Source organism: Burkholderia sp. MR1-5-21 (assembly GCF_053427715.1).
Genome location: NZ_JBSAXD010000004.1, coordinates 299,229 through 321,569, shown reverse-complemented (window position 1 = coordinate 321,569; position 22,341 = coordinate 299,229). Strand labels below are relative to the sequence as shown.

The following is a 22,341-nucleotide window of genomic DNA, read 5'->3' as shown; positions in this document are numbered from 1 at the left end:
TCGAACCGGGTCGGGATCGACGACAGTGTATCGGCACGCACGTCCACGCGGGAGATCAAGCCGTGCCGTGTCCGCCACGCGCCGTATGCTGCCGCCCCGCTGCGCGCGCTTCACGATCAGACGATGCACGCGCTTGCCGGAAGACTGGTTGATCGTTTCGGCGCTTGCAACGATCTCCGCGTCGCGCATCCGATCGGTGACGACGCGTGCGTCGAACGACGCATACAGCCGTCCGGCCGGATCGCGCCGGCTCTCGCCTTCCGACACGCGCCAGCTCAGGTACAGCACCCCGCCCGGCTTCACGATGCCGAGCAGGCGGCTGCATGCATCGCCGACCTGCTCGGGCGGCAGATGCATGATGACCGTCTCGCACAGCACGTTGTCGAATGATGCGTCGTCGATCCCGTCGAGCGCCGGGAGCATCGCGTTGAAGAAATGCAGATGCGGATAGCGCGTCCGCGCCTGTTCCAGCAGTCCTGGCGATGCGTCATAGCCCACCGCCGGAAAGCCGTTCGCGTTCAGCCACGCGACGTCCCGTCCGGCGCCGCAGCCGATATCCGCCGTTCGCCCGCCCGGCGCGAAATGCTGCGTCAGCAGCGCATGCATGTCGGCCGGCGCGGGCTGTTCCTGCCATTCGTCGGCAAACGCCTGCGCCGCCGCGTCGTAGGTGTCGATCGTGATCCGGTCCATTCAACCCTCCGTTCGTAACGTCGATTCGATTGAAGACAGCACGACCTGAACCGGCTTGCCGAGCGTGCGCGCGACCGGTGATGCGAGCACAGCGGCGCGCACCAGCTCCCGCTCGTCGTCGCGCAGCATCGCGTCGAAGCGCACGCTCGCATTGAAGCGAGTCGCGGTGTCGCACCGCTCCATGGTGACGTCGACCGTCGCCGCCGGCAGCGCGGTGCCCGCGCGGTCGGCAGCCATCCCGATCGACATGCAGATGCATGCCGCCAGCGCGCACTCGAGCAGTTCGTGCGGACGCATGCCTGCATCGCCGCCAATGCCATCCTTGCAGGTGTCCGAGACGATCCGGTGGCGGCCTGCCGTCAATGCGACGCAATAACGCTCGCGGTGTGTCGTGGCAGTCGCCATGTCGGTCTCCGGTTCTGGGTCGGAGACAGATTACGCGCTGCGCGCGAGCTGGAAAAGATAAGCGCCTGTTCCGGTATCGACGGTACTACGCGCGGCACGCGGCTGCCAGCATGCACCGCGATCAGCTCGCAGAACTGACCCCACGATTTCAGCCGTGGATCACCCGCCTTTATTGTCGTGTAATCGCATGTAATTGAGTCGGCAATGCGGCCGGTCTAATCTTTGACTCGAGCGGGAATCTCTTCATACAACCTCATGAATGGGGAGGAGACAAGATTCGAAACCATTCCCGACACCGAGGTTCATTTCGATAACAGTCGATAAAGGATGGCGGCGCGGCGTATCGTTAGCTTTCATCTCGACAATCTGCCGGAAAAAGCAATTCGGGGTTGAGCATCCAAGGGGAGACCAATGACGATATCCGAAACGCGGAAATGAACGTTTCCGACGACCAGTCCCGGCAGCACCTCTGCTCACCCGAGGGCCACAACCCGCCTTCAAGCGGCGGCAAATAATCTGCAACGCAGACTACTCTTGAGAAAAACAACTCAAGTGAAAATCCAGGAGGCGCTTACGGATATATGCAATTGGACAGCGGCAAGCTTCATTGATTCATGAATTATCTGATGCATCCAAGAAAATCTCCTCGATTTTTTGTTGGGAGAGTGCCCTCGGAATATTGTGATTTGATCCCGGGGATGAGCAGGTGTTTTTTGTTTTGCTTTCGAGTCAAATGGTTTGACGAGAATCTCATTTTTATTTTCCGAGAGGCAATCATGTCGAAGACTATCAATATTCTTGTTGCGGTAAATGTGACAGGCGCGACGAACGAGGCTGGTGATAGCAATGGTAACGTGGGAGATTACGTATACATGATGGACGACTCCGACACCATATACCCTCATGGGACGAGCGGCGGTGACGGCACGCATGAATTGGTTACGTTCTGTGAAAGCGGAGACAAGATCAGGTGGCATGCTTATTCCATCGATCCTTCGCAGACCGTTGCAATTACCGGCGTTACTGGGCAGATTATCAGCCAGTTGGATTTTCATCCTTCGCAGGAACCAGGATACAACGGCGCCGTCTGGTCCGGGACTGTCAACGGGGCAGGAACGAAGGTTCAATACTCGTTGAGTCTGCAGCTGAATGGCAAGACCAATGGGTGGTTTGATCCGTTTGTAACGTCAACATACCCTCAAGCCGCTAAGCGCTGATCAGGCGAGACGGGTCGATCAACCTGGTCCGATCGCAAGTTTGGGCCTTTTCCCGACCCGTCACCGCCAGCAAGCTGTTGAGCAACGCCTGGTTTCCGGCAGTTCGCGTCGGCGTGATCCGCTCGAAGTAACGGACTTGTGACAGGCGGACCGCCCTTGCCCGCACACATGCTCGCGCGAGCCGGACGGCGGTCCCTCTCAGAGAAACAGCAGCGCCTTGTTCAACTCCGATTCGCAGCGCTGCTGCGCGCGCCACCCCAACGCCACCGGCACCGAGTAGAGACGTCGCGCGCCAAAACGCGGCCAGAAATGGCAAAGCCCCGGCGCGATGACTTGCGCAACGGATAATCCGATGTCGGGCCGCGTCTTGTCGACGACGAGCACATCCATTCCGGCCGACGCGATTCGCGCTGCGCAATGCGCGATCGCCTCGGACAACGTGGCGGCGTCGATCGGCTGCCATGCCGAACGGGTCGTGCAGCGCACACCGTTCGCCGGATACAGGAATCCGGTATCTGAAAGCATTGCGCGATCCCACGGGTGCGGCGCGTCCGCCGCGAGATCGAGCAACTGGTTGACTTCGGTGAGCGCCCGCTGCACGGCGATACGCGCGTCCGGATGACAGCCGAAACCGATCGAGAAGCGTCCCTCCACCGGATTTTCGGCAAGCGCGGCAACGGCCGGTACGCCGAGATCGTGGGTAATATCGAGCGCCCACATACGCCATCCGAGCGTTTCGTATTCCTGCACGAGCGCATCGAAATACGGATCCTCGAAACTCGACAGATCGATGCCGGGGCGAGGGATCTGGTTGTACCACCAGATCGCGACCGCGTCGCGCTCGATCAATTCGAGCGTGCCTTGCAGGATGGCTTCCTCGATGCACGATCCCGCCGCACAGCCGTTCGGATTGTGCACGCATGCAACACCGGCTTGCGCGCTTTCGGGCGTCTCCGCATAGCAGTAGCTCAGTGGAACGAGACGGCGTGCGCCCGTCACGAGAGACCACGCCGGCGTCCAGTCGATGACGTCGCGTGCCGTAAAGCGCGGCGGCACCTGCTTTCGAACGTCGCCGGTCAGTACGTTGATCGCGTCGCGATCCTCGAATTGACGATCGCTGAACTGCTGTAGATCGTTCACATGGATCGGTGCGGCGTCACATGCCGGATCGGCGAGCAGGGCTTCGATGCTGCCGGTCACCGTCGCCTCGTCACCCTGATGAACACTGCTGAATCGCTCGAGCGCTTCGCACAACGCGCTCACGCGGGCTTGCTCGTCGGTGCGGCCTTTGCCGGAGCAGATCCTGTCGAACCGGTTGCCGCGCGGCACGGCGGCTGGACACACGAGAAATCCGGACGCATAGACCTTGCGCATGCCGGCGTGCCGCTTCGGCATCGGGTGCAGATAGGCGATCGCGCCACTGATCGGCGAGACCAGATGCGCATGGCGCTCGAATACCTGTTGCGGATCGGCGGTACGGTAGCCGCCGTCCGCACTCCTGAACGGCGTGCGATCGGCGAGCCGCGGCGCGCGCGCCGCCTGCTCGCGCATCCACGCGGGATTGCCGCAGCGCGGACATTGAGGCCGCCTGAGCACACGGTGCTGCTCCGTGGCCAGCGTGTCGATGCGGTGCGACACGATACGCGTTCGTGCACGTTCCGCAGCGGTGGGGTTGACCGCTATCTGCTCGACCGTAGCCGCCACGAGCGCCGCCGCGGCGACAGCGCCGGCGCGCGACACAGCCGGCGGCAGTTGCGTCGCGCCGTGGCCGTGATGCCGCGCGAGCAGCGCCTCGACGGGCCGGTTGATGCGAATCCAGTAACGCACGCATTCGATGCACGGCGCGTCGCCAAGCGCTGCGGCGTCAGTCAGCAGCGGCCCGATCAGCGCCTGGACGCCATTGGCCGCCACGACGAGCAGCGCCCCGCCGGCCAATGCAATGCGGGCCGCGAAATCGGCGAGGTCGTCGCGGTCGTGGGAACCGGCGATCGCGATGGTCAGTTCGGCGTCCGGCGCAACGTCGATGCCCGCGGTCGCAAACGCCTGCCTGAACGCGGCATCGTCGGCGCCAAACGCTGCAACCGCGACACGAAGCTGCGCGATGCGCGCGCAAGCGGTGTCGCCGTCGAGTCCGGCGCGCTCGAAAAAGCCGCGCGCCGAATCGTCGCCCTGCGGCAAGTCGGCGCGCACGTAGCCGCGCCGCACCAGATGATCGAGCCCGGCGAGCACTTCCCGATCTCCGAACGTGCCGGCGAGCGATGTCACGATCTCGGCGATCGTCATCCGCGCCCGCAAGCAGGCCGCGATCCGCACGAAGATGGCACCGGACAGCATCGCGCGCCTGAATTCGTCGACGACGAACAGCGTCTCGGGCCCCGCATCGAGCACCAGCAAATGCGGCTTAAAGCGCAACACACGCGAAAAATCGTCGAGCATCGTCTGGTTCCGTCCAAGAAATCGCTGGCGAAAACCCGCGCGACCCGTCCGTCCGGCACGGACCGCGCGGTCGTGCGCGGCGCAGCCGCGCGAGGTCAGCAGCAGGTGAACAGGTAGCTGGCCCCGGCGTCGCAGTAGGCCGCGAGTGCAACAGACTCTTCACCGAGGCTCGCCGGCTGCTCCGGTATGCCGACCGTCATGACGTTTCGCGGCAGGTTCCAGCTTCCGTTACCGCTGCCGTTCCAGCCGTAGCCGCCTCCCGGTTTGACGATCTCGAGATCGATGATCCACGGACATTGGTAACTGAAATACTTCGCGAGCGCGTCGAACGGATTCTTCAGCAGTTCGTCCTTGAACTTCTGGTCCCGCCACGAAAGCGCGATCGCGCGCAAATAGACCTTCTGGAACTCCAGCATCGATTCGAGCGTCGGATTAGCGTTGTTCTTTGCCATGTCGAATTCCCTGATGTCGTCAATCCATGATGTAGATGTGATTCGCGTTATAGGCGGCCAGCGCCTGCGCGAATTGCGTCTCGTCCTCCGGCGCGGGCGGCAGGAACAACGTGAGCCGGTTTCTTGGGCCGGCGGTCCAGTCGCCGTTGACGCCCGGCGTCCATTCCGACGATTTGGTCTGCACCTTCAGGTCGAGCTGAAACGGATAGTCGTAGCCGAAATGATCGCTCAGCGCCTTGACCGGATCGGACTCGAGTTCATCGAGAAACGCCGGAGAGTGCCATGCGAGGGCGATCGCCTGGATGATCGTGGCTCGGTATTCGAGAAACTGCTCGTACGTCGGCAAACGAAGTTCTTCGGTCATCGGTCTGTTCTCCTGATAGACAAATTGGACGACTTACAGCAATGATTGCAACATCTGTTCGGCGCGCCTGACGATGCGGACCATGCCCGCCGTTGTTGCAATTCCGAGTGCGCGCCGGCATGCGGCCCGCGCGGCGTCGCCGCTGCGTCGCCAATCGGCCTGGCGCAAGTATTCGCACTTCTTCAGCAGCAGCTGTGCTTCGTAATACCGTTCTCCGGTCGAATCGCACCATGCGAGGCATTGCTCGATCTGCGCGAGCGCGGCGGCGTAGTCGCCGCGCTCGGCATCCATCTCGGCGATCAGCGACGCGTAGTAGGTCAGGCCGAGCAGCCCGCCCGATTGCCGCTGCGCTTCGAGGTGCGCGGCGGCCCCCGCGCGATCCGCGATCGTCCATGCATGAACGATCGCCGCATAATGCTCGACCGCGCGCAGCCGATGCGCGTCCGACAGGCGGAGCAGCGCTTGCGACGTGGCGCGAGCCGCGTCGCGGTCGCCAGCCAGCTGCTGCGTGCGCGCGAGGTACATCATCGTGACGCCGAGTGTCGGCAGATGGTCGATGCAGGTCGCGCAGTACACGGCGTCGCGCGCCATCGCGAGCGACGCCTGCGGATCGTCGTCGACGCACCAGAGCACGCTCGCGAGCGACGCCATCGTCCATGCACGCGTATCGAGGCCCAGGATGCGCCGGTGGTCCGCATCGCGCCGCGCGTCGTAGCCGGCAAGCGCCGCTTCGAAAGCAACCCGGGCGCGCGAATAGTGGCCGTCGATCCACAGACTCATGCCGCGCATCGCGTCCGCCGCAACCTGGATACCGGCATCCCCGCGATCGGCGGCAAGCGCGTCGAGCCGCATGCTGATTCCGTGCACGGTGGTGCGATCGCCGGCGACGTGATAGTAGGTCGACAGCGTCCACAGTGCACTGACGGCGAGCTCCTGGTCGCCGAGCGCCTGCACTTGCCGCAGAAGCTGCTCCGCATGCTCGCGCACCTGCGGATCGGCCCAGCCGAACCGCGCCATCGTCGCGTGCGTCAACGTTGCGCGAAGGCGTGCGCTATCGTGCTCGCGTTTCTCGTAGTCGGCGTCGGCAAGCCAATCGGACACGGACTGCCCATAGCGGATCGCGTCGTCGTATCGGGAGCGCTCGAGCGCGCGACGCGCCGCGTCGATGCCGTGGCCGATCGCGTCGGCGGAGGCGCCAGCCCGCGCGAAGTGCTGGGCAACGCCGAACTTATGCGCGCCGGCCCCGTGATCGGCTTCCCCGGCCAGCGCGCGGCCAACGCGCGCATGGTTGCTGCGCCGCACCGCGGGCGGCATGGATTCATAGGCCGCATCGCGAATCAGCGCGTGGCGGAACGAATAGAACACGCGGTCGCGCCGATGCTGCGCGTACACGATCCGCTCTTCGATCAGGAGCCGCAGATGCGCATCGAGTGTGACCCGGTCGTACGGTGACGCATCGGCAAGCAGTTGCGCCTCCACTTCGAGCCCGATGGTCGCGGCGAGCTGGGCGGTATCGCGCGCGTCGTCGATCCGGTCGAACGCGAGGCCCAGCATGCCGCCGAGACTGACCGGAAGCGGATAGGGGTCCGTTGCCCTCTGCCCCGGAAGCAGGCCGTGCGCGTCGGCCGTCGGGCCATTCGTCGCAAGCTCGCGCACGACTTCCTCGATGAACAGCGGAATGCCCGCCGTGCGGCGGGCGAGCAGGCCGAGCGAATCCGGATCGAGCGTCCGCTGGCCGAGCAGCGTCGAGACAAGACGCTGCGCGTCGTCGTGCGACAGGCGACGCAGCGCGAGGCGCTCGGTCGAACCACGCCAGCGATCGAGCCTGTCGAGGCGCGACGTGAGCACGACGCAGATGGCCCGCGCCCGCGGCGAACGCTGCAGGAACGCGAGAAAATCCTCTGTCGAGCGGTCGATCCACTGGACGTCCTCGACGACGAGCAGGACCGGCGCGCCATTGCCGAGCGATACGATCAGCTGCTCCAGGACGTCGAACAGCGCGTGCTGTTCGCGTGCGCTCGACCACAGGAATCCGCTGGCGTCGCAGGGCAACCCGAGCCAGGTCGCGAGCGCCGCACGAGCCGCCGCATGATCGCATTCGAGCGGCGCGATCATCGCGTCGATCGTTGCAAGCACAAGATCGACGGGGCAATCGGCGTCGATGTGCCAGTGTGCACCGATGAACCGCAAAACCGGAAACAGCGCATGATTTTCCCGCTCGGGCAGGCACGCACAATGCGCAACCGCATGGCCCTGCGTCCGCACCGCCTCGCATAGCTCGTGCACGACGCGCGACTTGCCGATTCCCGCCTCGCCGACGACGAGCGTGCGTACGCCTTGCGGCGCAGACTCGCCGCGCGCCGCGCGACGATGTCGTGCGAGCGCCTCCTGCCACGCGCGCAGCAACGCGTCGAGCTCGCGGGCGCGGCCGACCATCGGCGCCGTCATGCCGACGTCGAGCGAGTCGAACGGGGTGTCGACGCGACGCTCGCCGAGCAATTCATGCACCGGCTGCGGCGCGAGGCCCGCGCGCGTCAGCCACAGCAGGGTCGGCCGACAATCGGCATGCCGTTCGAGGGACAGCCGAGCGTCGTCGCTGATCAGAATCTGCCCGGGCGCGGCAAGACGCAGCAGCCTCGAAGTCGCGGCGGGCGTCGACCCGCCCGACATGCGTGACGCGTGAGCGAGAATCTGCCCGACGTGAATCGCGGCAGCGACCTCCACGCGCCAGCTTTCGCCGGACGGGCGCCCACCGGCTGCCGGCTGAGCCGGCAGCCGCGCACGCTCGGTAACCCGCACCATGTCGAGCGCGGCGCGCGCCGCGCGGCGCGCGGGCCTGTCGATATCGCCCTGCAGGCCGAAATGGAACAGCAGCGTGTCGCCGAGGCGTGCGCCGACCTGCGCGCCATAACCGACGGCGATGTCGGTACACGTCGTCAGCCATTGCGCCTCATAGCCGTCGAGCAAGTCCCCGTGATCGGTTCCCGCATGCCGCTGCCAACCCGCTCCGGCAATCGTCAAGCAGCAGCATAGCGTGGTGATCTGCCGGTATTCTCCAGCCGTTCCGGTCACCTCTGCGCGCGGCGCGAACGTATGCGCGCGCCGGCTCGCACGGCAGGAATCGAACTGGCCGACGAGCGCGGCGAAGTTGACCGCGCGAAATTGCACGGCGAGTTCGTCGGCGGACGCGGCGCGCTGTTCCGGATTCTTGCTCAACGCGCGGCGCAGCACCGAGCCGAGCGGATGCGACGCGATCGACGGAGGCAGCGCGATATCGACCGGGCTGAGTTGCTGATAAAGAATGTCGGCCACGCTTGCGCCTTGCATCACGACATCGCCCGTCAGGCATTCGATGACGACCAGGCCCCATGCGTACAGATCGCTCTTGAGCGTCGGCGCCTCGTTGCGCAATTGCTCGGGCGCGCAATATTGCGGCGTGCCGAGCACCTCCGTTGCCTGCGTCGACGTCCGGCTCCCCATGCCCTGCGTGTCGGGCAACAATGCGCCAATGCCGAAATCGAGGAGCTTCGCGTGCGGCCCGTCATCGGCCATCACGATCACGATGTTTTGCGGCTTCAGGTCACGATGCACGATGCCTCGCCGATGCGCGGCCGCGAGCGCATCGAGCAGTTCCGCCATCAACCGGCCCGTGTCCACGGCCGACAGCGGCCCCTCTCCAGCGAGCCGGTCGCGCAAGGTCCGGCCCCGCACGAGTTCGAATACGGCGAACAGGCGCCCGTCGGGCGCTTCTCCCTTGTCCAGCAGGGCCACGATGTTCGGGTGGCGCAGCCCCTCGCACAGATGCGTCTCGCGCCGAAAGCGCGCACGCTGGCGCGCGCGCTCGGACGCGGTCCTCGTCGCGTCATCCCGCATCAGCTTGATGGCGACGTCTCGTCCCGTATCACCGCAGGTGGCGCGAAACACGACGCCATTTCCGCCTTCTCCCAGTAGCGGGCCGAGACGGTAGCGGCACTTGCCGGCGAGTTCGGCGAACGGCGCGGCGGCGAGCGGCGGAGCGCTCCGTTGCGGTTCAGGCGTTCCCGTCACGATTGACTCGCGGTAAGCGGAAATCAACACGGCCGACTCTCGCGCTTTCACGAGCACTGGACGACCGAAACCGGCGACAGGCGATGCACGCCGATACGCTGGTCGACGCCCGGCACCGATTGGCACTCGAGATGCTCGCCGCGAATGATGCGAAACGGAAAATCGCCGAAGCGGACGCTGCCGCGCCGACGCTCGACGAGCTGGCTGGCGGTGAGCCCCGGCAGGGCCGCGAACTGGGCGCGCGCGCGGTGAATCTGCACGTTGACATGAGAGGAATCGATGCCGAGCATGCGCGCCAGCTTGTCGAGTTCGATCCAGCCTTGCGTCGCGGCGTCGTAGCCGGCCTGCATGTCGACGGAGCGCGACCGGGCGAGCGTGACGAGGCAGTAGTGATGGGCGCGCTCGCCGAGATCGACCATGCCTCCGCGGACATGCAGCAGCCCTCGCACGTGCTCTTCGTTCCGGCTGACATGGAATTCGAGCCATTGCGCCGGCACGGCGAGGTCGACGGGCGAGCCAAGCTGCATCGTCGAGCCGCTGCGCACGAGCGCCAGGCGCCACGCGAAGTCTCCCGCCGAGATTTCATCGCCGTGACGCAGCGTTCGCGGCGGCAACGTGTCGTCGCACAGCCAGTCACCGGCCGGCGATTTGACGATCGTGACCGGCCGGGCTGCCAGCGCAGGCAGTATCTGACTCGCTTCGAGCACGACCGGACGCGCCGCGCCGCGTATCGGCCAGAGCGTATCGGCAGGGTCGTCGAGCGAATCGACACGCCACGGCGCGAGGCCCGCGCTGCCGAACCGGATCACGTCGCCTTGCGTCAGCACCGCGTGCTCGCCGTCGCGCAACAGCGCACCCGATAGCGACGTGCCGTTGCTGCTGTGATCGTGAAGTTCCCAGCGCCCCCCGATCCAGCGGATATGGGCATGGACCCGGGAAACCGACGGATCCCGGATGACCGTGTCGCAGCGCGCGGCATCGCGGCCGAACACGTGGTACGCGTGGAGCAGGCACGCTTGTCCGGAAAGATCGTTCTTGAGTGTCGCCATGGCCGCCCCGCTTCGGATTCGCCCGGATCGCTCGCGTGAAGCCTCGAAGCGGCCGGGCGAGCGATTTATTCAACAATCGCGAACAATGTCGGAATGTTCGCCGCCCTGTTACCTGTTTCCGTCAGCTATCTCGTGAATCGCTGCTCGTTCGGCACACGTCTTTTCGATCAATTGAATTATCGAACACTTTGTTATTTTAAAACCGAGCAAGCTGATTAAAATCCTGCCAAATAAATCTGGCCACCGCAACAGAAAGACACTCGTCAGGATTGAATATTGCAATGTTTTACATTCGCAACGGGTCGCTCGAAAAATAGAGGGTCGAAATATTCACGTCGCCGCACAAGACAAACCAATCATTATTATTGGCGGTCGATGTGATTGCGCTTGCCACCCCACCGGCCGCCCATCCTGATCTGCCGATGACGTGAAACGGATTCGCGATCCGATCGGTGCCCGACCGACGGATTTCCATTACGCGAGAATTTTCAGATCCAACAGAAAATAATAAGTTCCAGAAAACCAGCCTGAACAATTTCAGAAATTCATATAATTACATTCGGAATTTTAAAACCGGCTTCGGCATCGTTCGCGCCGTAATGCCTGCATCACGCGGCGCGGCGCGCTCGCTCGGGCTCATGTGCGGCGCACGCTGCGCAAATCCCGCCCGCATGCGACACTGGCTCGCATCCGCGCCGCGTCGACGCGCCGTTCCCGCGCGCCGCCAGCGCGCCCGCCCGACATGCCCAACAGGACACCCGCGATGCCTACCCCGAACACCGCCACGTGGTATTTCGATTTCGTTTCGCCGTTCGCCTATCTGCAGATCGAACAGTTCGAGCGCCTGCCGCCGACGCTGACCGTCGAGCTGCGTCCGATCGTGCTCGGCGCACTGCTCACGCACTGGGGGCAAAAGGCGCCGGCCGAAATCGCGGCGAAACGCGTGTTCACCTATCGCCATGCGCAATATCGCGCCGACAAGCTCGGCATCCCGTTCCGGATGCCGCCCGCGCATCCGTTCAATCCGATCAAGGCGCTGCGGCTCGCGATCGCGATGGGCGGCACGCTCGACGCGACCCGGCGCATCTTCCGGCACATCTGGCGCGACGGGCACGACATCACGTCGCCGGAAGGATTCGCCGCAATGTGCGACGCCGTCGGGTTTCCGGACGGCGTGAGCGCCGTCGAAGCGCAGCCGGTGAAGGACACGCTGCGCGCGTACACCGACGCCGCGATCGCGCACGGCGTGTTCGGCGTGCCCACGTTCGAGCTGAACGGCGACCTGTTCTGGGGCGAGGACGCGACCGCGATGTTCATCGACTGCGTCTCGTCGCGCGCGTGGCTGGAGTCGCCCGAAGTGCAGCGCATCAGTGCGTTGCCGGAAGGGATCCGACGCGGCTGACATCCGCGTGTCCGCCGGCCCGGCTGTCGGCGCGACGCGTGGAAGTCCGTTGCGCGCGCAACTTGTATGGCATGCGCCATCGTGTCGGCTGTCTTGACGTCGTGGCGCAGTGGCGTACAGGCGTCGTATGCGGCGCACGGTGCGCCGATGCGACAGCGAGCAACAAGCGGTGACGGATCACGGCAATTGTCAGCGCAATCGCGGTCAATACAGCCATCGCCGCTGAATCGACCCGGTCGGCCGCGCGGATTTCAGCCTCAACGTATTCGACCCTGCGCTGCCGGCAACCTGAACAGGCCCCCACCTCGCGCTTGCCCGTCTTTTCTTTTATTTTCGATCGGCGCAGGCACGCATGTGCGCCGCGCGGCAGATTCCGACGTGCCGCAAAGCGCATTCGTTCATTCGATGCAATGAACGTGCGCGCGCAACGAATTCTCCAGTTGACCCAATTATTTTCGCAACGCCCGCATCCGCATTGGCGTGGCCCGCGCGCAATCCGCGCGCGCCGCGCCACACGGCGCTGACGAATCCGGCCCCATCACGCGAGCCCGTTCCCTCAGGGGATTCCCGGTATTTTTTCGCATTTTCTTCGAAAAAACGGGTGACATACTTGCCCCCCATTGCGCTTGCACGTCGAGCGCGCTCTTTCTATCCCGCCGGCCGCCCATGTCATGCGCTGCGCGTCCGCCGGGGCCTGCGGAACATGAACAGCTTCGACACAACCATCCAGGTTTTCCTCACCCACATCACGTTCAGCCCGCTGCTGAACCATGCGATCCGCGTCGTCGCGGGCCTGTACACGTTCAAGGGCTTCATGCTGATTCCGGTGCTGTGCTGGCTCTGGTTCCAGCCCGGCCCGCGCAGCGAATGGCGGCGCGAGATGGTCATCGCGACGATCGCGAGCGGGCTGGCCGCGCTCGCGAGCGGCCGGCTGCTCGCGCACTATCTGCCGTTCCGCGTGCGGCCGATCTACAACCCGGACCTGCATCTGCACTTCCCGTCCGCGGGATTGCGCGCGGCGACGCTGCAGTCATGGAGTTCGTTTCCGAGCGACCACGCAATGCTGTGGATGGCAATCTCGACCGGCATCTTCCTGATGTCGCGCCGCATCGGCGTGCTCGCGCTGCTGTACACCGTCGTGTTCATCTGCGTTCCGCGCGCGTATCTCGGCTTTCACTATCCGACCGACCTGCTCGCGGGCGCGGCGATCGGCATCGCGATCACGCTGCTGATGACGCGCGACGCGATCCGCACGCGCTGTGCGCGGCCGGTGCTGCACATCATCGAGCGCTTTCCCGCGCCGGCCTATACGCTCGCCTTCCTGCTGTGCTTCGAGCTGATCACGCAGTTCGACGAACTGCTGACGCTCGCGCAGTCGGCATCGCACACGATGTGAGCAGGACGGACACCACGATGCTGCCACTGCTGCTGTCACGACGAACCACCGCGCACTGCCGGCCGCGTGCGGCCGCATCGCGCGCCGCCACCGGCAGCCAGCGCGTCAATCGCGATCCGGCGCGCCGAGCGGAAAGAACCCGCGATACGGCCGCGCCTCGTCGACCGCTCGCGCGAACGATGGCCGTGCGAGCAGACGCTTCCGGTATGCGATCACGTGCGCAAACGACGGATCGATCCGATGCGTCCAGTCCGCGTAGAACAGGAACGGCGCGGCGCCACAGTCGGCGAGGCTGAAGCGGTCGCCGGCCGCCCATTCGCGATCGGCCATCCTGCCGTCGAGCCACGCGTATGCGGTGTCGAGCATCGCACGCGCATCGGCGACGCCGCGCGCGTCGCGTTCCGCGGCCGGGCGCAATGCGTCATACACGATCTTCTGCTGCGGCGTCGATACGTAGTTGTCGAAGAAGCGGTCCATCATGCGGACCTCCAGCGCGGCATGCGGATCGCCGGGCAACAGCCGGACGGGCCCCGGATGATTCAGGCCCAGATATTCGATGATGATCGTCGCCTCGAACAGCGTGCGTCCGGCGTCGACCAGCACCGGAAAGCGCTTGATCGGCCACAGCGCAGTCAATTCCTGCATCGGCTTCGGATCGTCGTGCGCCAGCACGCGATATTCGAACGGCGTGCCGTTTTCGTACAGCGCGGTCAGCACCTTCTGGCAATAGGACGAGAAAGGATGGGCGTAAAGCGTCGGCAGCATCGGATGGCCTCTTCAACGGGGTTCACGGTCACAACGGGCATGCGCCAGGGTCTGTTTGCACGAAGCGCCGCGTCGCGCGCGGCGCATTCCTGTCGGTATACGTGACGACGGATGACGCGGGCCGGAATCGACATCCGGCCCGAAAGAAAAACACGAAAAGTCGCGCCCGCTATTGACGGCCGTTGACGACCGCGCGCCCCTCGGCCCGCCAGCGCAGCATCCCGCCGCCGAGATTCGCGACCGCGTCGAAGCCCGCCTTGCGCAGGATCACGGTTGCCTGTGCGGACCGGCCGCCCGCCCGGCACACGGTCACGACCGGCCGCTCGCGCCCGAGTTCGCCGGCGCGTGCGGCCAGTTCGCCGAGCGGAATCAGCGTCGCGTCGGGCAGGTGCCCGAGCGGCCCCGTGAATTCGGCGGGTTCGCGCACGTCGACGACCTGCACCGCGGCCAGATGATCCTCGAGCCACTGCGGATCGATTTCCCAGAACCCCGCGAACGTGTACACGAGCGGCGCCCAGTCGGGCTCGGCGTGCTGCTCGGGCGCGCCGACCGCGACGCCGCACTTCAGGTTCGCCGGCACCGCGACGTCGATCTGCCGCGGGTGCGGCAGCCCGAGGTTCGTCATGTAGCCTGCGAAATCGTCCTCGCTCAGGTCGCCGCCGAGGCGCGGATTGAAACGCCGCTCCTCGCCGACACTCGTCACCGTCAGCCCGCGATAGTCGTGCGCCGGATACAGCAGGCAGCTTTCCGGCAGCGTGAAGAGCCGGCCGTGGACGGCCCGGTACATCGCGCGCGGATCGCCCTGCTGGAAATCCGTGCGGCCCGTGCCGCGGATCAGCAGGCAATCGCCGGTGAACGCCATCGACTCGTCGTCGAGCACGAGGCTGATGCAGCCGTTCGTGTGGCCCGGCGTCGCGCGCACGGTCAGGTAGCGCCCGCCGAACGGACAGCGATCGCCGTCGCGCAGATAGCGGTCCGCGCCCTCCGCGCCGCTCGCCGCCGAAAACGCGATCGCGCTGCCGGTGCGCTGTTTCAGCAGCCATGCGCCCGTCACGTGGTCGGCGTGCACGTGCGTGTCGATCGTCACGCCGAGCCGCAGGCCGAGCTCGTCGAGCAGCGCCGCATCGCGGCGCACCTGCTCGAACACCGGATCGATCAGCACCGCTTCCCGGGTTGCGCGGTCGGCCAACAGATACGTGTAGGTAGACGATTGCTGATCGAAGAGTTGCCGGAAAATCACCACGATGTCGCTCCGTCGCCAGTCCCCGCGCGCGGCACGGCCGGCGCCACGCCGCCGGCCAACCGCCCTGCCTCCCGCCGGACCGGCCGCGCCGCCTGGCCGGCCGGTCCGCCCCGTCATGCCATCATGCCGCCCGGTGCGGCGCGGGCCGCGTCACCCTGGCCCGCGGCCCCGCGCATCAGCGCGGCTGCGTCACGTATCGCAGATACGGCTTCAGGGTCTTGAAGCCCTGCGGGTATTTCTTCTTCGCGTCGTCGTCCGACACCGACGTCGGGATGATCACGTCTTCACCCGGCTTCCAGTTCACCGGCGTCGCCACCGTATGCTGCGCGTTGAGCTGCAGCGCGTCGAGCAGGCGCAGCACCTCGTCGAAATTGCGGCCCGCGCTCATCGGGTAGACCAGCATCGCCTTGACCTTCTTGTCCGGCCCGACGATGAACACCGAGCGCACCGTCGCGTTGTCGACCGCCGTGCGCGTTCCGCCGCTCGCATTCGGGTGGATCATGTCGTACAGCTTCGCGACCGTCAGGTTGTCGTCGCCGATCATCGGATAGTTGACCGCGTGCCCCTGCGTCTCCTCGATGTCCTTCACCCATTTCTGGTGGTCGCTGACCGGGTCGACGGAGAGCCCGATGATCTTGGTGTTGCGCTTGTCGAATTCCGGCTTCAGCCCGGCCATGTAGCCAAGCTCGGTCGTGCACACTGGCGTGAAATCCTTCGGGTGAGAGAACAGGATCGCCCACTTGTCACCGATCCACTCGTGAAAACGGATCGTGCCCTCGGTGGTCTCGGCGGTGAAATCAGGCGCTTCTTCTCCAAGTCGAATCGACATGTCTTCCTCCATGGTAGGGAACCCTCATGACGCCCGCGCCGCAGCCGGAGCGGCCGCGCCGTGATTCGTCGAACGTAACGCTGGCGATTGTCGCGAATGCCGGGACGCGCGCTCGCGCAGCCCGGCCGCGCACGGATGCGCCGCGCGCGATCGTCGGAGCGCGGGACGCACGCCGTCCCGCGCGCGTTTATAGGGTAGGTCAAAAAGCGCGCGTCACGGGCGGCCGTTCGCGGCGGCCGGCGCCTGGCGCCCCCTCCGCACCCGCCGTTTCCATCGGATGCCGGCGCAACGATGCGCAGTCGCAACGTGTGCGTTCGCACGGAGCGCGACGCCATTCCCGGCACTCGCGCCGACCGGCCCGCCCGCCGGCCGATTCCGGCTCCGCGCGTGGATCACGCATGTAACGTTTTTACCGGGTTGGCACGCGACGCCCGCGCGAGAAATTGAAATTTTTACGGCAAATCAATACGTTAGAAGCGATGGCACGTTGCTCGCTTGCCATCAGCAGCAGGTTCGCCAATGCGCGACGCCAGCGTTCCGGTGCCATCGCGAGCGCATCCGCAAGAACACGCCAACACCGCCGATGCCGCACCAGATCAGGCTGCCGGCATGCACGGGATATCCATTTCGCTGAACCAGACGATTCAGGGGGCCGCTGTCCGGCGCGATACGCCGGGCAGGCCGCCGGACGGATGGTCGTTTTTGCAACGTATCGAACAACGCCAGTCGTTTCAGGAGGACACCATGAAAGTGCGAGGAACGAACGGGTCGCTACGCGTGTGGGGCGCGTTGCTGACCGGTCTTTGCGCGGGCGCCGTTGCGGTCGCCGCGCTCGGCTCCCCGGCGGCCTTCGCCGGCGGAAAGCCACGTCACGTCGGCCACGGCTCGCTGCCGGTGAAAGGCAGCATCGCGGCCAGGTTCCCGACGCTGCTGACCGGGCCGCATCCGAGCGAGGCCAAGAACGCAGGGAAGTTCAAGCCGCAACAACTATAGGCACCAGGCTCACTTCATTGTCGGGGGAAAGGTTTCTTGATTCGGTAACCGATGCGTGAGGTTTGCCATGAGTGCACCACGAACGTTTTTCCATCCGTCCGGGCCCGTGCTGCGCGGGCTGGCCGCCGCGGGCCTCTGCGCCGCGGCCCAGGTCGCCCAGGCCGTGCCGGCGGACGCGCAGATCGACCTGAAGGTCCTCGTGCTGGCCAGCCAGCAGGCCGGCAACAGTCCTGAACTGCAGGCGACGCAGACGATCCTCGATCGTCTCGGCGTGCCGTACACGATCTACAGCTACGACACCAACAATCCGACGCTGCCCGCGCTCGAATCGGGCGACCACGCGAAGTACCAGGGCATCATCATGCCGATCAGCGACGCGCGGTACATGAACCCGTTCTCGGGCGGCGCGCTCGCGACGACGCTCGCGCGCTACCAGTTCAAGTACAACGTGCGGCTCGCGAGCGTCTACACGTGGCCGGGCGACACGGGCTGCATGCAGTACGTCGGCTATCGCGACACGACCGCATCGCCGCTCAACACGACGCTGACGGCCACCGGCAAGACGCTGTTCCCGTACATGAACGCCGGCGCGAGCACGGCGAACCCGCTGACGGTGCAGAACGCGTGGACGTACTTCATGTCGCCCGCGAGCCCGCTGCCGGCCGGCACGACGACGACGACGCAGATCCAGGGCACCGCGTCGACCGGCGTCACCTATTCGGTCGCGTCGACCTGCCTGTTCGGCAACACGACGCCGCTCACGGGCGACAGCACGTCGCGCGAGATCATGGCGGTCTCGTTCGACAACAACCCGTTCCTGATGCATTCGATGACGCTGTCGTACGGCATCGTCAACTGGGTCACGCGCGGGCTGTTCGTCGGCGTAAGGCACGTGTACATGGATCCGCAAGTCGACGACAACGGGATCCCGGACGAAATCTTCCCGTATGCGGTGTCGGACTATACAGGCGAGTGGTACGACGTCAGAAACGGCAACTGCCAGCCCAACAACCCCTGCGTGTACACATCTACGACGCCCCCCGGCCAGTGCCCGCTGGGCAGCCCGGTCGGCTCGGTCAACCCGAACACGGGCACGACCGCGTGCGAGTATCGCACCGTCGGCGCCGATTTCGACAACCTGATGAACTGGCAGGACACCGTCAACTCGAATACCGCGAATGCGGGCGCGCTGAAGTTCACGCTGGCGTTCAACGGGTCGGGCTACGGGACCGCCTACGGCGGCCTCGGCAACTACCCGACGACGGGCACCGACACGCTGTCGACCGAGACGAATGCGAACGAATACGATTTCAAGTGGATCACGCATACGTACGATCACATCCTGCTCGATCCGCCGTTCACGACGACGGCCGCGCAGGTCACGACCGAACTGCAGAACAACGACAACGTCGCGCAGACGTTCGGGTTCGAGAACTACAACACCAGCGTGATCGTCACGCCGGAGATCTCCGGGCTCTACAACGCGACGACGCTCGGCGCGCTGCAGTCGTTCGGCATCACGGTGCTCGTGTCCGATTCGTCGAAGCCGACGCCGCCGGTCGGCACGCCGGGCTGCCCGATTAACAACAACGGTGTCGCCTGGCCGCTGCCGCCGTTCAACGCGGGCAAGTTCAACTGCGTGAACCAGAACATCTTCGAGATCCCGCGCTATGCGACCGCGCTGTTCTACAACGTGTCGCAGCCGTCGGAATGGGTCGCCGAGTACAACTACTTCTATGGGGCGAACGGGATCGATCCGACACGGTGGGGCGTCGACCAGACCTACGCGCAGGTGCTCGACCACGTGTCCGACACGCTGGTGTCCTACCTGCTCACGTACGACATGCGGCCGCTGATGTTCCACCAGCCGAACTTCCGCATGTACAGCGGCACGAGCACGCTGCTCGGCGACCTGCTGACCGCGGTGATGACGAAGTACAACAAGTACTACAAGGGCCTGCCGCTCCGCAGCCCGTACCTGTCCGACGCCGGCGTGCTCGGGAAGCAGCGGCTCGTGTTCGACACGTCGAGCGTGGCGGCCACGCTTGTGCCGGGCAAGTCGATCACGGTCAGCGCATCGCGCAGCGACGGGCAATCGGTCGTCGTGCCGGTCACGGGCGTGACGTTCGGCACCGTGCATGAAACGTACGGCGGTCAGGTCAACTCGACGGTCACGCTGCTCCCTGCGACCGCGTACACGACGCAGATCACGCCGGCACCGGCGTGGCAATAGCTTGCCGACAGGCATCGCGCGACGGAGGCGCGGACTGAAGACGCCCGCTGCAAAGCGGGCGTTTTTTTGCCGGCGCGCGGCAGGCGGCGCGGCGACGCGTTCCGTCAGTCCTGCATCGCCGGTTCGCGCCGGGCCTGCAAATCGGACGCCCCGAGCGCCTCCTTCAGGAACTCGACGCACGCGCGCACCTTCGCGGATTGCGCGAGCCGCGCCGGATAGACAGCCCACACGTTCGCGGGCTGGGTGACGCCGGGCAGCACGCGCTGCAGCCGGCCCGCGTCGATCAGCGGCTGCACGTCCCAGATCGAGCGCAGCACGATCCCGCGCCCGGCGAGCGCCCATTGCACGGCGACCTCGCCATGATTGCTCGACAGCGGCCCCGTCACCTGCACGGACACCGTCTCGCCCCGCGCGTCGAGCCGCCATACGCCGAACGGATGGTCGCGCTCCTTGATCGCGAGACACGCGTGCGAGGCGAGATCGCCGACCTGCTTCGGCACGCCGTGCCGCGCGAGATAGTCGGGCGACGCGCACAGCACGCGGTGGTTCGACGCGAGCTGTTTCGCGATCAGGTGGCCGGCGATCTCGTCGCCGATCCGCACGTCGACGTCGAAGCCCTCGGCCGCGACGTCGACGATCCGGTCGAACAGCTCGAGCCGCACGTTGAGCTGCGGATAGCGGTCCGACAGCCCGGCCAGCGCCGGCGCGACGACGTTGCGGCCGAAGCCGAAGCTGCTCGATACGCGCAGCGTGCCGCGCGGCACGCGGCGCGTCGTCGACACGTCCTCGACCAGGTGCTCGACGTCGTCGAGGATCTTCTCGGCCCACGCGTAGACGCGCTCGCCGGCGTCCGTCACCGCGACGCGGCGCGTCGACCGGTGCAGCAGGCGGATGCCGAGGCTCGCCTCGAGCATCCCGACCCGCTTGCTCACGTATGACGACGACATCGCGAGCGCATCGGCCGCCGCGCTGAAGCTGGCCTTGCGCGCGACCATGCAGAACACGCGCAGGTCGCCGAGTTCGGGCGCGACGGCCGCATCGTTCATCGCGTGCTCCGGTCAGTTCAGGCCGCGATCGGCTGCCTCGACGAGCTTGCGTTCCGCTGCGGTATCGAGCGAGCGGCATGCCCACAGATAGACGAGCGCGGCGACCGGCAGGCCGACCAGCATCGCGATGTCGGTGCCGCCGAGCGCGCGCGCGACGGGGCCGCTGTACATCTCGGTCTTGAAGAACGGGATCATCGCGACGAAGCCGACCGCGTACGCGGTCAGGCCGCGCCAGTTCCAGCGGCCGTAGATGCCGCGCGGATTGAAGATCTCGCGCACCGAGTAGTGCGTATGGCGGACGATGAAGAAGTCGACGAGGTTGATCGCGGTCCACGGCGTGAACAGGTAGCCGAGGATGCCGAGGAAGTCGCCGAACTTGCCCATGAAGTCGTCGGACGCAGCGAACGCGAGCGACGTCGCGACGAACGCGACGATCAGCAGGCTGACGATCCGCTTGCCGGCGCTCGACTTTAGCGGCTTGAACGAATCGGTGATGCTGAGCAGCGTCAGCGACGCGCCGTAGAAGTTGAGGCCCGTGATCGCGAGCAGACCGAGCAGCGACAGCAGCAGCGTGACCGAACCGAAACCCGGATAAATCGCGTCGCCCGCGCGCTGCACGGCGTCGGCGATCTCGATCTTCGCGTTCAGCGCGGCGGCGGCGGTGCCGACCAGCATCATCCACACGCCGCCGATCAGCGCGCCCGTGAAGGTCCACCAGAACGTCGCGCGCACGCCGGTCGTCGGCGGCAGGTAGCGCGAATAGTCGGACACGTAGATCGACCACGACAGCTGGTACGCGGCGGCCGCGAACAGCTGCACGAGGAACGGCGTCGCCTTGAAGCCCGCGAACGACAGTTGCGCGGCCGGGAACGGCACCTTCACGCAGATGCCGACGCTGAACAGCGTCAGCGCGATCAAGAGCGCGATCGCGAGCCAGCGCTGCGCCTTGTGGATCAGGTCGTAGCCGAACACGGCCAGCGCCACCGCGATCGCCGTGAACACGATATAGCTGACGTGCGGCTCGGTGCCGAGCAGGTGATGCGCGGTCTGCCCCGCCATCAGCTGGTTGAACGAGTTGTAGCCGACGTAGGTGACGAGCGCGACGACCCACACGAGCAGCGCGCCCATGTAGCCGAACTGCGGCCGCGACTGGATCATCTGCGGCAGGCCGAGCTGCGGGCCCTGGCTCGAGTGGAACGCCATGAAGAACGTACCGAGCAGGTTGCCGATCAGCACCGCGATCGCGCTCCACAGCAGGTTGCCGCCCATGCTGACGCCGATCGCGCCACACGCGATCGTCGCGAGATTCGCATCGCCGGTAAACCACACCGGCCACAGATGCCATGCCTTGCCGCGCCGCTCCGCGAGCGGCACGTAATCGATCGAACGCGCCTCGATGCGCGATTTGCCCCGGCCGGCGTCCACCGCCAGCCCGGGGGCTACTGCGTCCTGTCTCATGTCTCCTCCATGTGCGCCCGGCGGCACCGGTCGCGCGCCGGCCGCCGGCCGGGTTCGAGCCCGGCGGCGGCACGGCTATCGATCTCGTGCCGACGGCGTTACCTTCAGTTAACGATGAACTACTGGTTAACAATGGTACGCAGTTCAATTCGGCGACCGTACTAGCGCATCCGCCTATTGACGTCTTCCAAAATAGTCGACGCTTGTGATTAAACGCAAATATCAGACAAATTCCGCCATCGCCGGCGATCGCACCGCGCCAATCTCGGGATAACCCTGATCCAAATCAAGCCGCACATCCCCTATATTTCGTTAA

General features: G+C 65.6%; 16 protein-coding genes and 1 pseudogene. 5 read left to right on the top strand and 12 right to left on the bottom strand.

Going from position 1 to position 22,341, the window contains the following annotated elements:
* Positions 1-105: 105 nt before the first annotated feature.
* Together ACV229_RS08040 and ACV229_RS08035 are read right to left on the bottom strand one after the other, a co-directional pair.
* Positions 106-690 (bottom strand): annotated as a pseudogene (locus tag ACV229_RS08040) (class I SAM-dependent methyltransferase); the annotation flags it as partial.
* Positions 691-1,095, bottom strand: coding sequence for an OsmC family protein (locus ACV229_RS08035; protein ID WP_448082580.1), 405 nt, complete (start codon positions 1,093-1,095; stop codon positions 691-693).
* Positions 1,096-1,871: 776 nt separating this feature from the next.
* On the opposite strand from ACV229_RS08035, the gene ACV229_RS08030 reads away from it, so the two are divergent.
* Positions 1,872-2,312 (top strand): hypothetical protein, encoded by a 441-nt coding sequence (locus ACV229_RS08030; protein WP_448082579.1) that lies wholly within the window; start codon positions 1,872-1,874, stop codon positions 2,310-2,312.
* 198 nt (positions 2,313-2,510) lie between these two features.
* On the opposite strand, the gene ACV229_RS08025 is transcribed toward ACV229_RS08030, so the two are convergent.
* The 5 genes from ACV229_RS08025 to ACV229_RS08005 all read right to left on the bottom strand — a co-directional run bounded on the left by ACV229_RS08025 (position 2,511) and on the right by ACV229_RS08005 (position 10,660).
* A complete protein-coding gene (locus ACV229_RS08025; RefSeq protein ID WP_448082578.1) occupies positions 2,511-4,748 on the bottom strand; it encodes a TOMM precursor leader peptide-binding protein in 2,238 nt (745 codons plus the stop codon).
* 95 nt (positions 4,749-4,843) lie between these two features.
* Entirely contained in the window at positions 4,844-5,200 is a 357-nt protein-coding gene (locus tag ACV229_RS08020; RefSeq protein WP_448082577.1) for a BMA_0021/BMA_0022 family TOMM bacteriocin, read from the bottom strand.
* Between the two features lie 19 nt (positions 5,201-5,219).
* Complete coding sequence (locus tag ACV229_RS08015) at positions 5,220-5,564, bottom strand: BMA_0021/BMA_0022 family TOMM bacteriocin (protein ID WP_448082576.1); 345 nt, start codon at positions 5,562-5,564, stop codon at positions 5,220-5,222.
* Positions 5,565-5,597: 33 nt separating this feature from the next.
* Entirely contained in the window at positions 5,598-9,662 is a 4,065-nt protein-coding gene (locus ACV229_RS08010) for a TOMM system kinase/cyclase fusion protein (RefSeq protein WP_448082575.1), read from the bottom strand.
* The gene (locus ACV229_RS08005) at positions 9,659-10,660 is read right to left on the bottom strand and encodes an FHA domain-containing protein (protein ID WP_448082574.1); all 1,002 of its coding nucleotides are present in this window, start codon (positions 10,658-10,660) and stop codon (positions 9,659-9,661) included. The genes ACV229_RS08010 and ACV229_RS08005 overlap by 4 nt, the downstream gene beginning before the upstream one ends.
* Before the next feature lie 763 nt (positions 10,661-11,423).
* On the opposite strand from ACV229_RS08005, the gene ACV229_RS08000 reads away from it, so the two are divergent.
* Positions 11,424-12,062 (top strand): 2-hydroxychromene-2-carboxylate isomerase, encoded by a 639-nt coding sequence (locus tag ACV229_RS08000; protein ID WP_448082573.1) that lies wholly within the window; start codon positions 11,424-11,426, stop codon positions 12,060-12,062.
* A gap of 703 nt (positions 12,063-12,765) precedes the next feature.
* Positions 12,766-13,458 (top strand): phosphatase PAP2 family protein, encoded by a 693-nt coding sequence (locus tag ACV229_RS07995; protein WP_448082572.1) that lies wholly within the window; start codon positions 12,766-12,768, stop codon positions 13,456-13,458.
* 105 nt (positions 13,459-13,563) lie between these two features.
* On the opposite strand, the gene ACV229_RS07990 is transcribed toward ACV229_RS07995, so the two are convergent.
* The 3 genes from ACV229_RS07990 to ACV229_RS07980 all read right to left on the bottom strand — a co-directional run bounded on the left by ACV229_RS07990 (position 13,564) and on the right by ACV229_RS07980 (position 16,295).
* Complete coding sequence (locus ACV229_RS07990; protein ID WP_448082571.1) at positions 13,564-14,223, bottom strand: glutathione S-transferase family protein; 660 nt, start codon at positions 14,221-14,223, stop codon at positions 13,564-13,566.
* 169 nt (positions 14,224-14,392) lie between these two features.
* Positions 14,393-15,463, bottom strand: a complete 1,071-nt coding sequence (locus tag ACV229_RS07985) for an MBL fold metallo-hydrolase (RefSeq protein WP_448082698.1) — start codon at positions 15,461-15,463, stop codon at positions 14,393-14,395.
* Positions 15,464-15,641: 178 nt separating this feature from the next.
* Positions 15,642-16,295, bottom strand: a complete 654-nt coding sequence (locus tag ACV229_RS07980) for a peroxiredoxin (RefSeq protein WP_448082570.1) — start codon at positions 16,293-16,295, stop codon at positions 15,642-15,644.
* Positions 16,296-16,814: 519 nt separating this feature from the next.
* Here ACV229_RS07980 and ACV229_RS07975 point away from each other — a divergent pair.
* Both ACV229_RS07975 and ACV229_RS07970 read left to right on the top strand, forming a co-directional pair.
* Entirely contained in the window at positions 16,815-17,288 is a 474-nt protein-coding gene (locus ACV229_RS07975) for a hypothetical protein (protein WP_448082569.1), read from the top strand.
* Positions 17,289-17,355: 67 nt separating this feature from the next.
* A complete protein-coding gene (locus ACV229_RS07970; protein WP_448082568.1) occupies positions 17,356-19,521 on the top strand; it encodes an Agd3-related carbohydrate deacetylase in 2,166 nt (721 codons plus the stop codon).
* Between the two features lie 104 nt (positions 19,522-19,625).
* Here ACV229_RS07970 and ACV229_RS07965 read toward each other — a convergent pair whose 3' ends face one another.
* Together ACV229_RS07965 and ACV229_RS07960 are read right to left on the bottom strand one after the other, a co-directional pair.
* Complete coding sequence (locus tag ACV229_RS07965; protein ID WP_448082567.1) at positions 19,626-20,567, bottom strand: LysR substrate-binding domain-containing protein; 942 nt, start codon at positions 20,565-20,567, stop codon at positions 19,626-19,628.
* A 12-nt stretch (positions 20,568-20,579) separates the two neighbouring features.
* Entirely contained in the window at positions 20,580-22,025 is a 1,446-nt protein-coding gene (locus ACV229_RS07960) for a purine-cytosine permease family protein (protein WP_448082566.1), read from the bottom strand.
* Positions 22,026-22,341 lie beyond the last annotated feature (316 nt).

Bases quoted from the DNA above. Each gene is read 5' to 3' on its own strand.
- ACV229_RS08035 (WP_448082580.1), bottom strand. From the start codon at position 1,095: ATGGCGACTGCCACGACACACCGCGAGCGTTATTGCGTCGCATTGACG.
- ACV229_RS08030 (WP_448082579.1), top strand. From the start codon at position 1,872: ATGTCGAAGACTATCAATATTCTTGTTGCGGTAAATGTGACAGGCGCG.
- ACV229_RS08025 (WP_448082578.1), bottom strand. From the start codon at position 4,748: ATGCTCGACGATTTTTCGCGTGTGTTGCGCTTTAAGCCGCATTTGCTG.
- ACV229_RS08020 (WP_448082577.1), bottom strand. From the start codon at position 5,200: ATGGCAAAGAACAACGCTAATCCGACGCTCGAATCGATGCTGGAGTTC.
- ACV229_RS08015 (WP_448082576.1), bottom strand. From the start codon at position 5,564: ATGACCGAAGAACTTCGTTTGCCGACGTACGAGCAGTTTCTCGAATAC.
- ACV229_RS08005 (WP_448082574.1), bottom strand. From the start codon at position 10,660: ATGGCGACACTCAAGAACGATCTTTCCGGACAAGCGTGCCTGCTCCAC.
- ACV229_RS08000 (WP_448082573.1), top strand. From the start codon at position 11,424: ATGCCTACCCCGAACACCGCCACGTGGTATTTCGATTTCGTTTCGCCG.
- ACV229_RS07995 (WP_448082572.1), top strand. From the start codon at position 12,766: ATGAACAGCTTCGACACAACCATCCAGGTTTTCCTCACCCACATCACG.
- ACV229_RS07990 (WP_448082571.1), bottom strand. From the start codon at position 14,223: ATGCTGCCGACGCTTTACGCCCATCCTTTCTCGTCCTATTGCCAGAAG.
- ACV229_RS07980 (WP_448082570.1), bottom strand. From the start codon at position 16,295: ATGTCGATTCGACTTGGAGAAGAAGCGCCTGATTTCACCGCCGAGACC.
- ACV229_RS07975 (WP_448082569.1), top strand. From the start codon at position 16,815: ATGCGCGACGCCAGCGTTCCGGTGCCATCGCGAGCGCATCCGCAAGAA.
- ACV229_RS07970 (WP_448082568.1), top strand. From the start codon at position 17,356: ATGAGTGCACCACGAACGTTTTTCCATCCGTCCGGGCCCGTGCTGCGC.
- ACV229_RS07965 (WP_448082567.1), bottom strand. From the start codon at position 20,567: ATGAACGATGCGGCCGTCGCGCCCGAACTCGGCGACCTGCGCGTGTTC.
- ACV229_RS07960 (WP_448082566.1), bottom strand. From the start codon at position 22,025: ATGAGACAGGACGCAGTAGCCCCCGGGCTGGCGGTGGACGCCGGCCGG.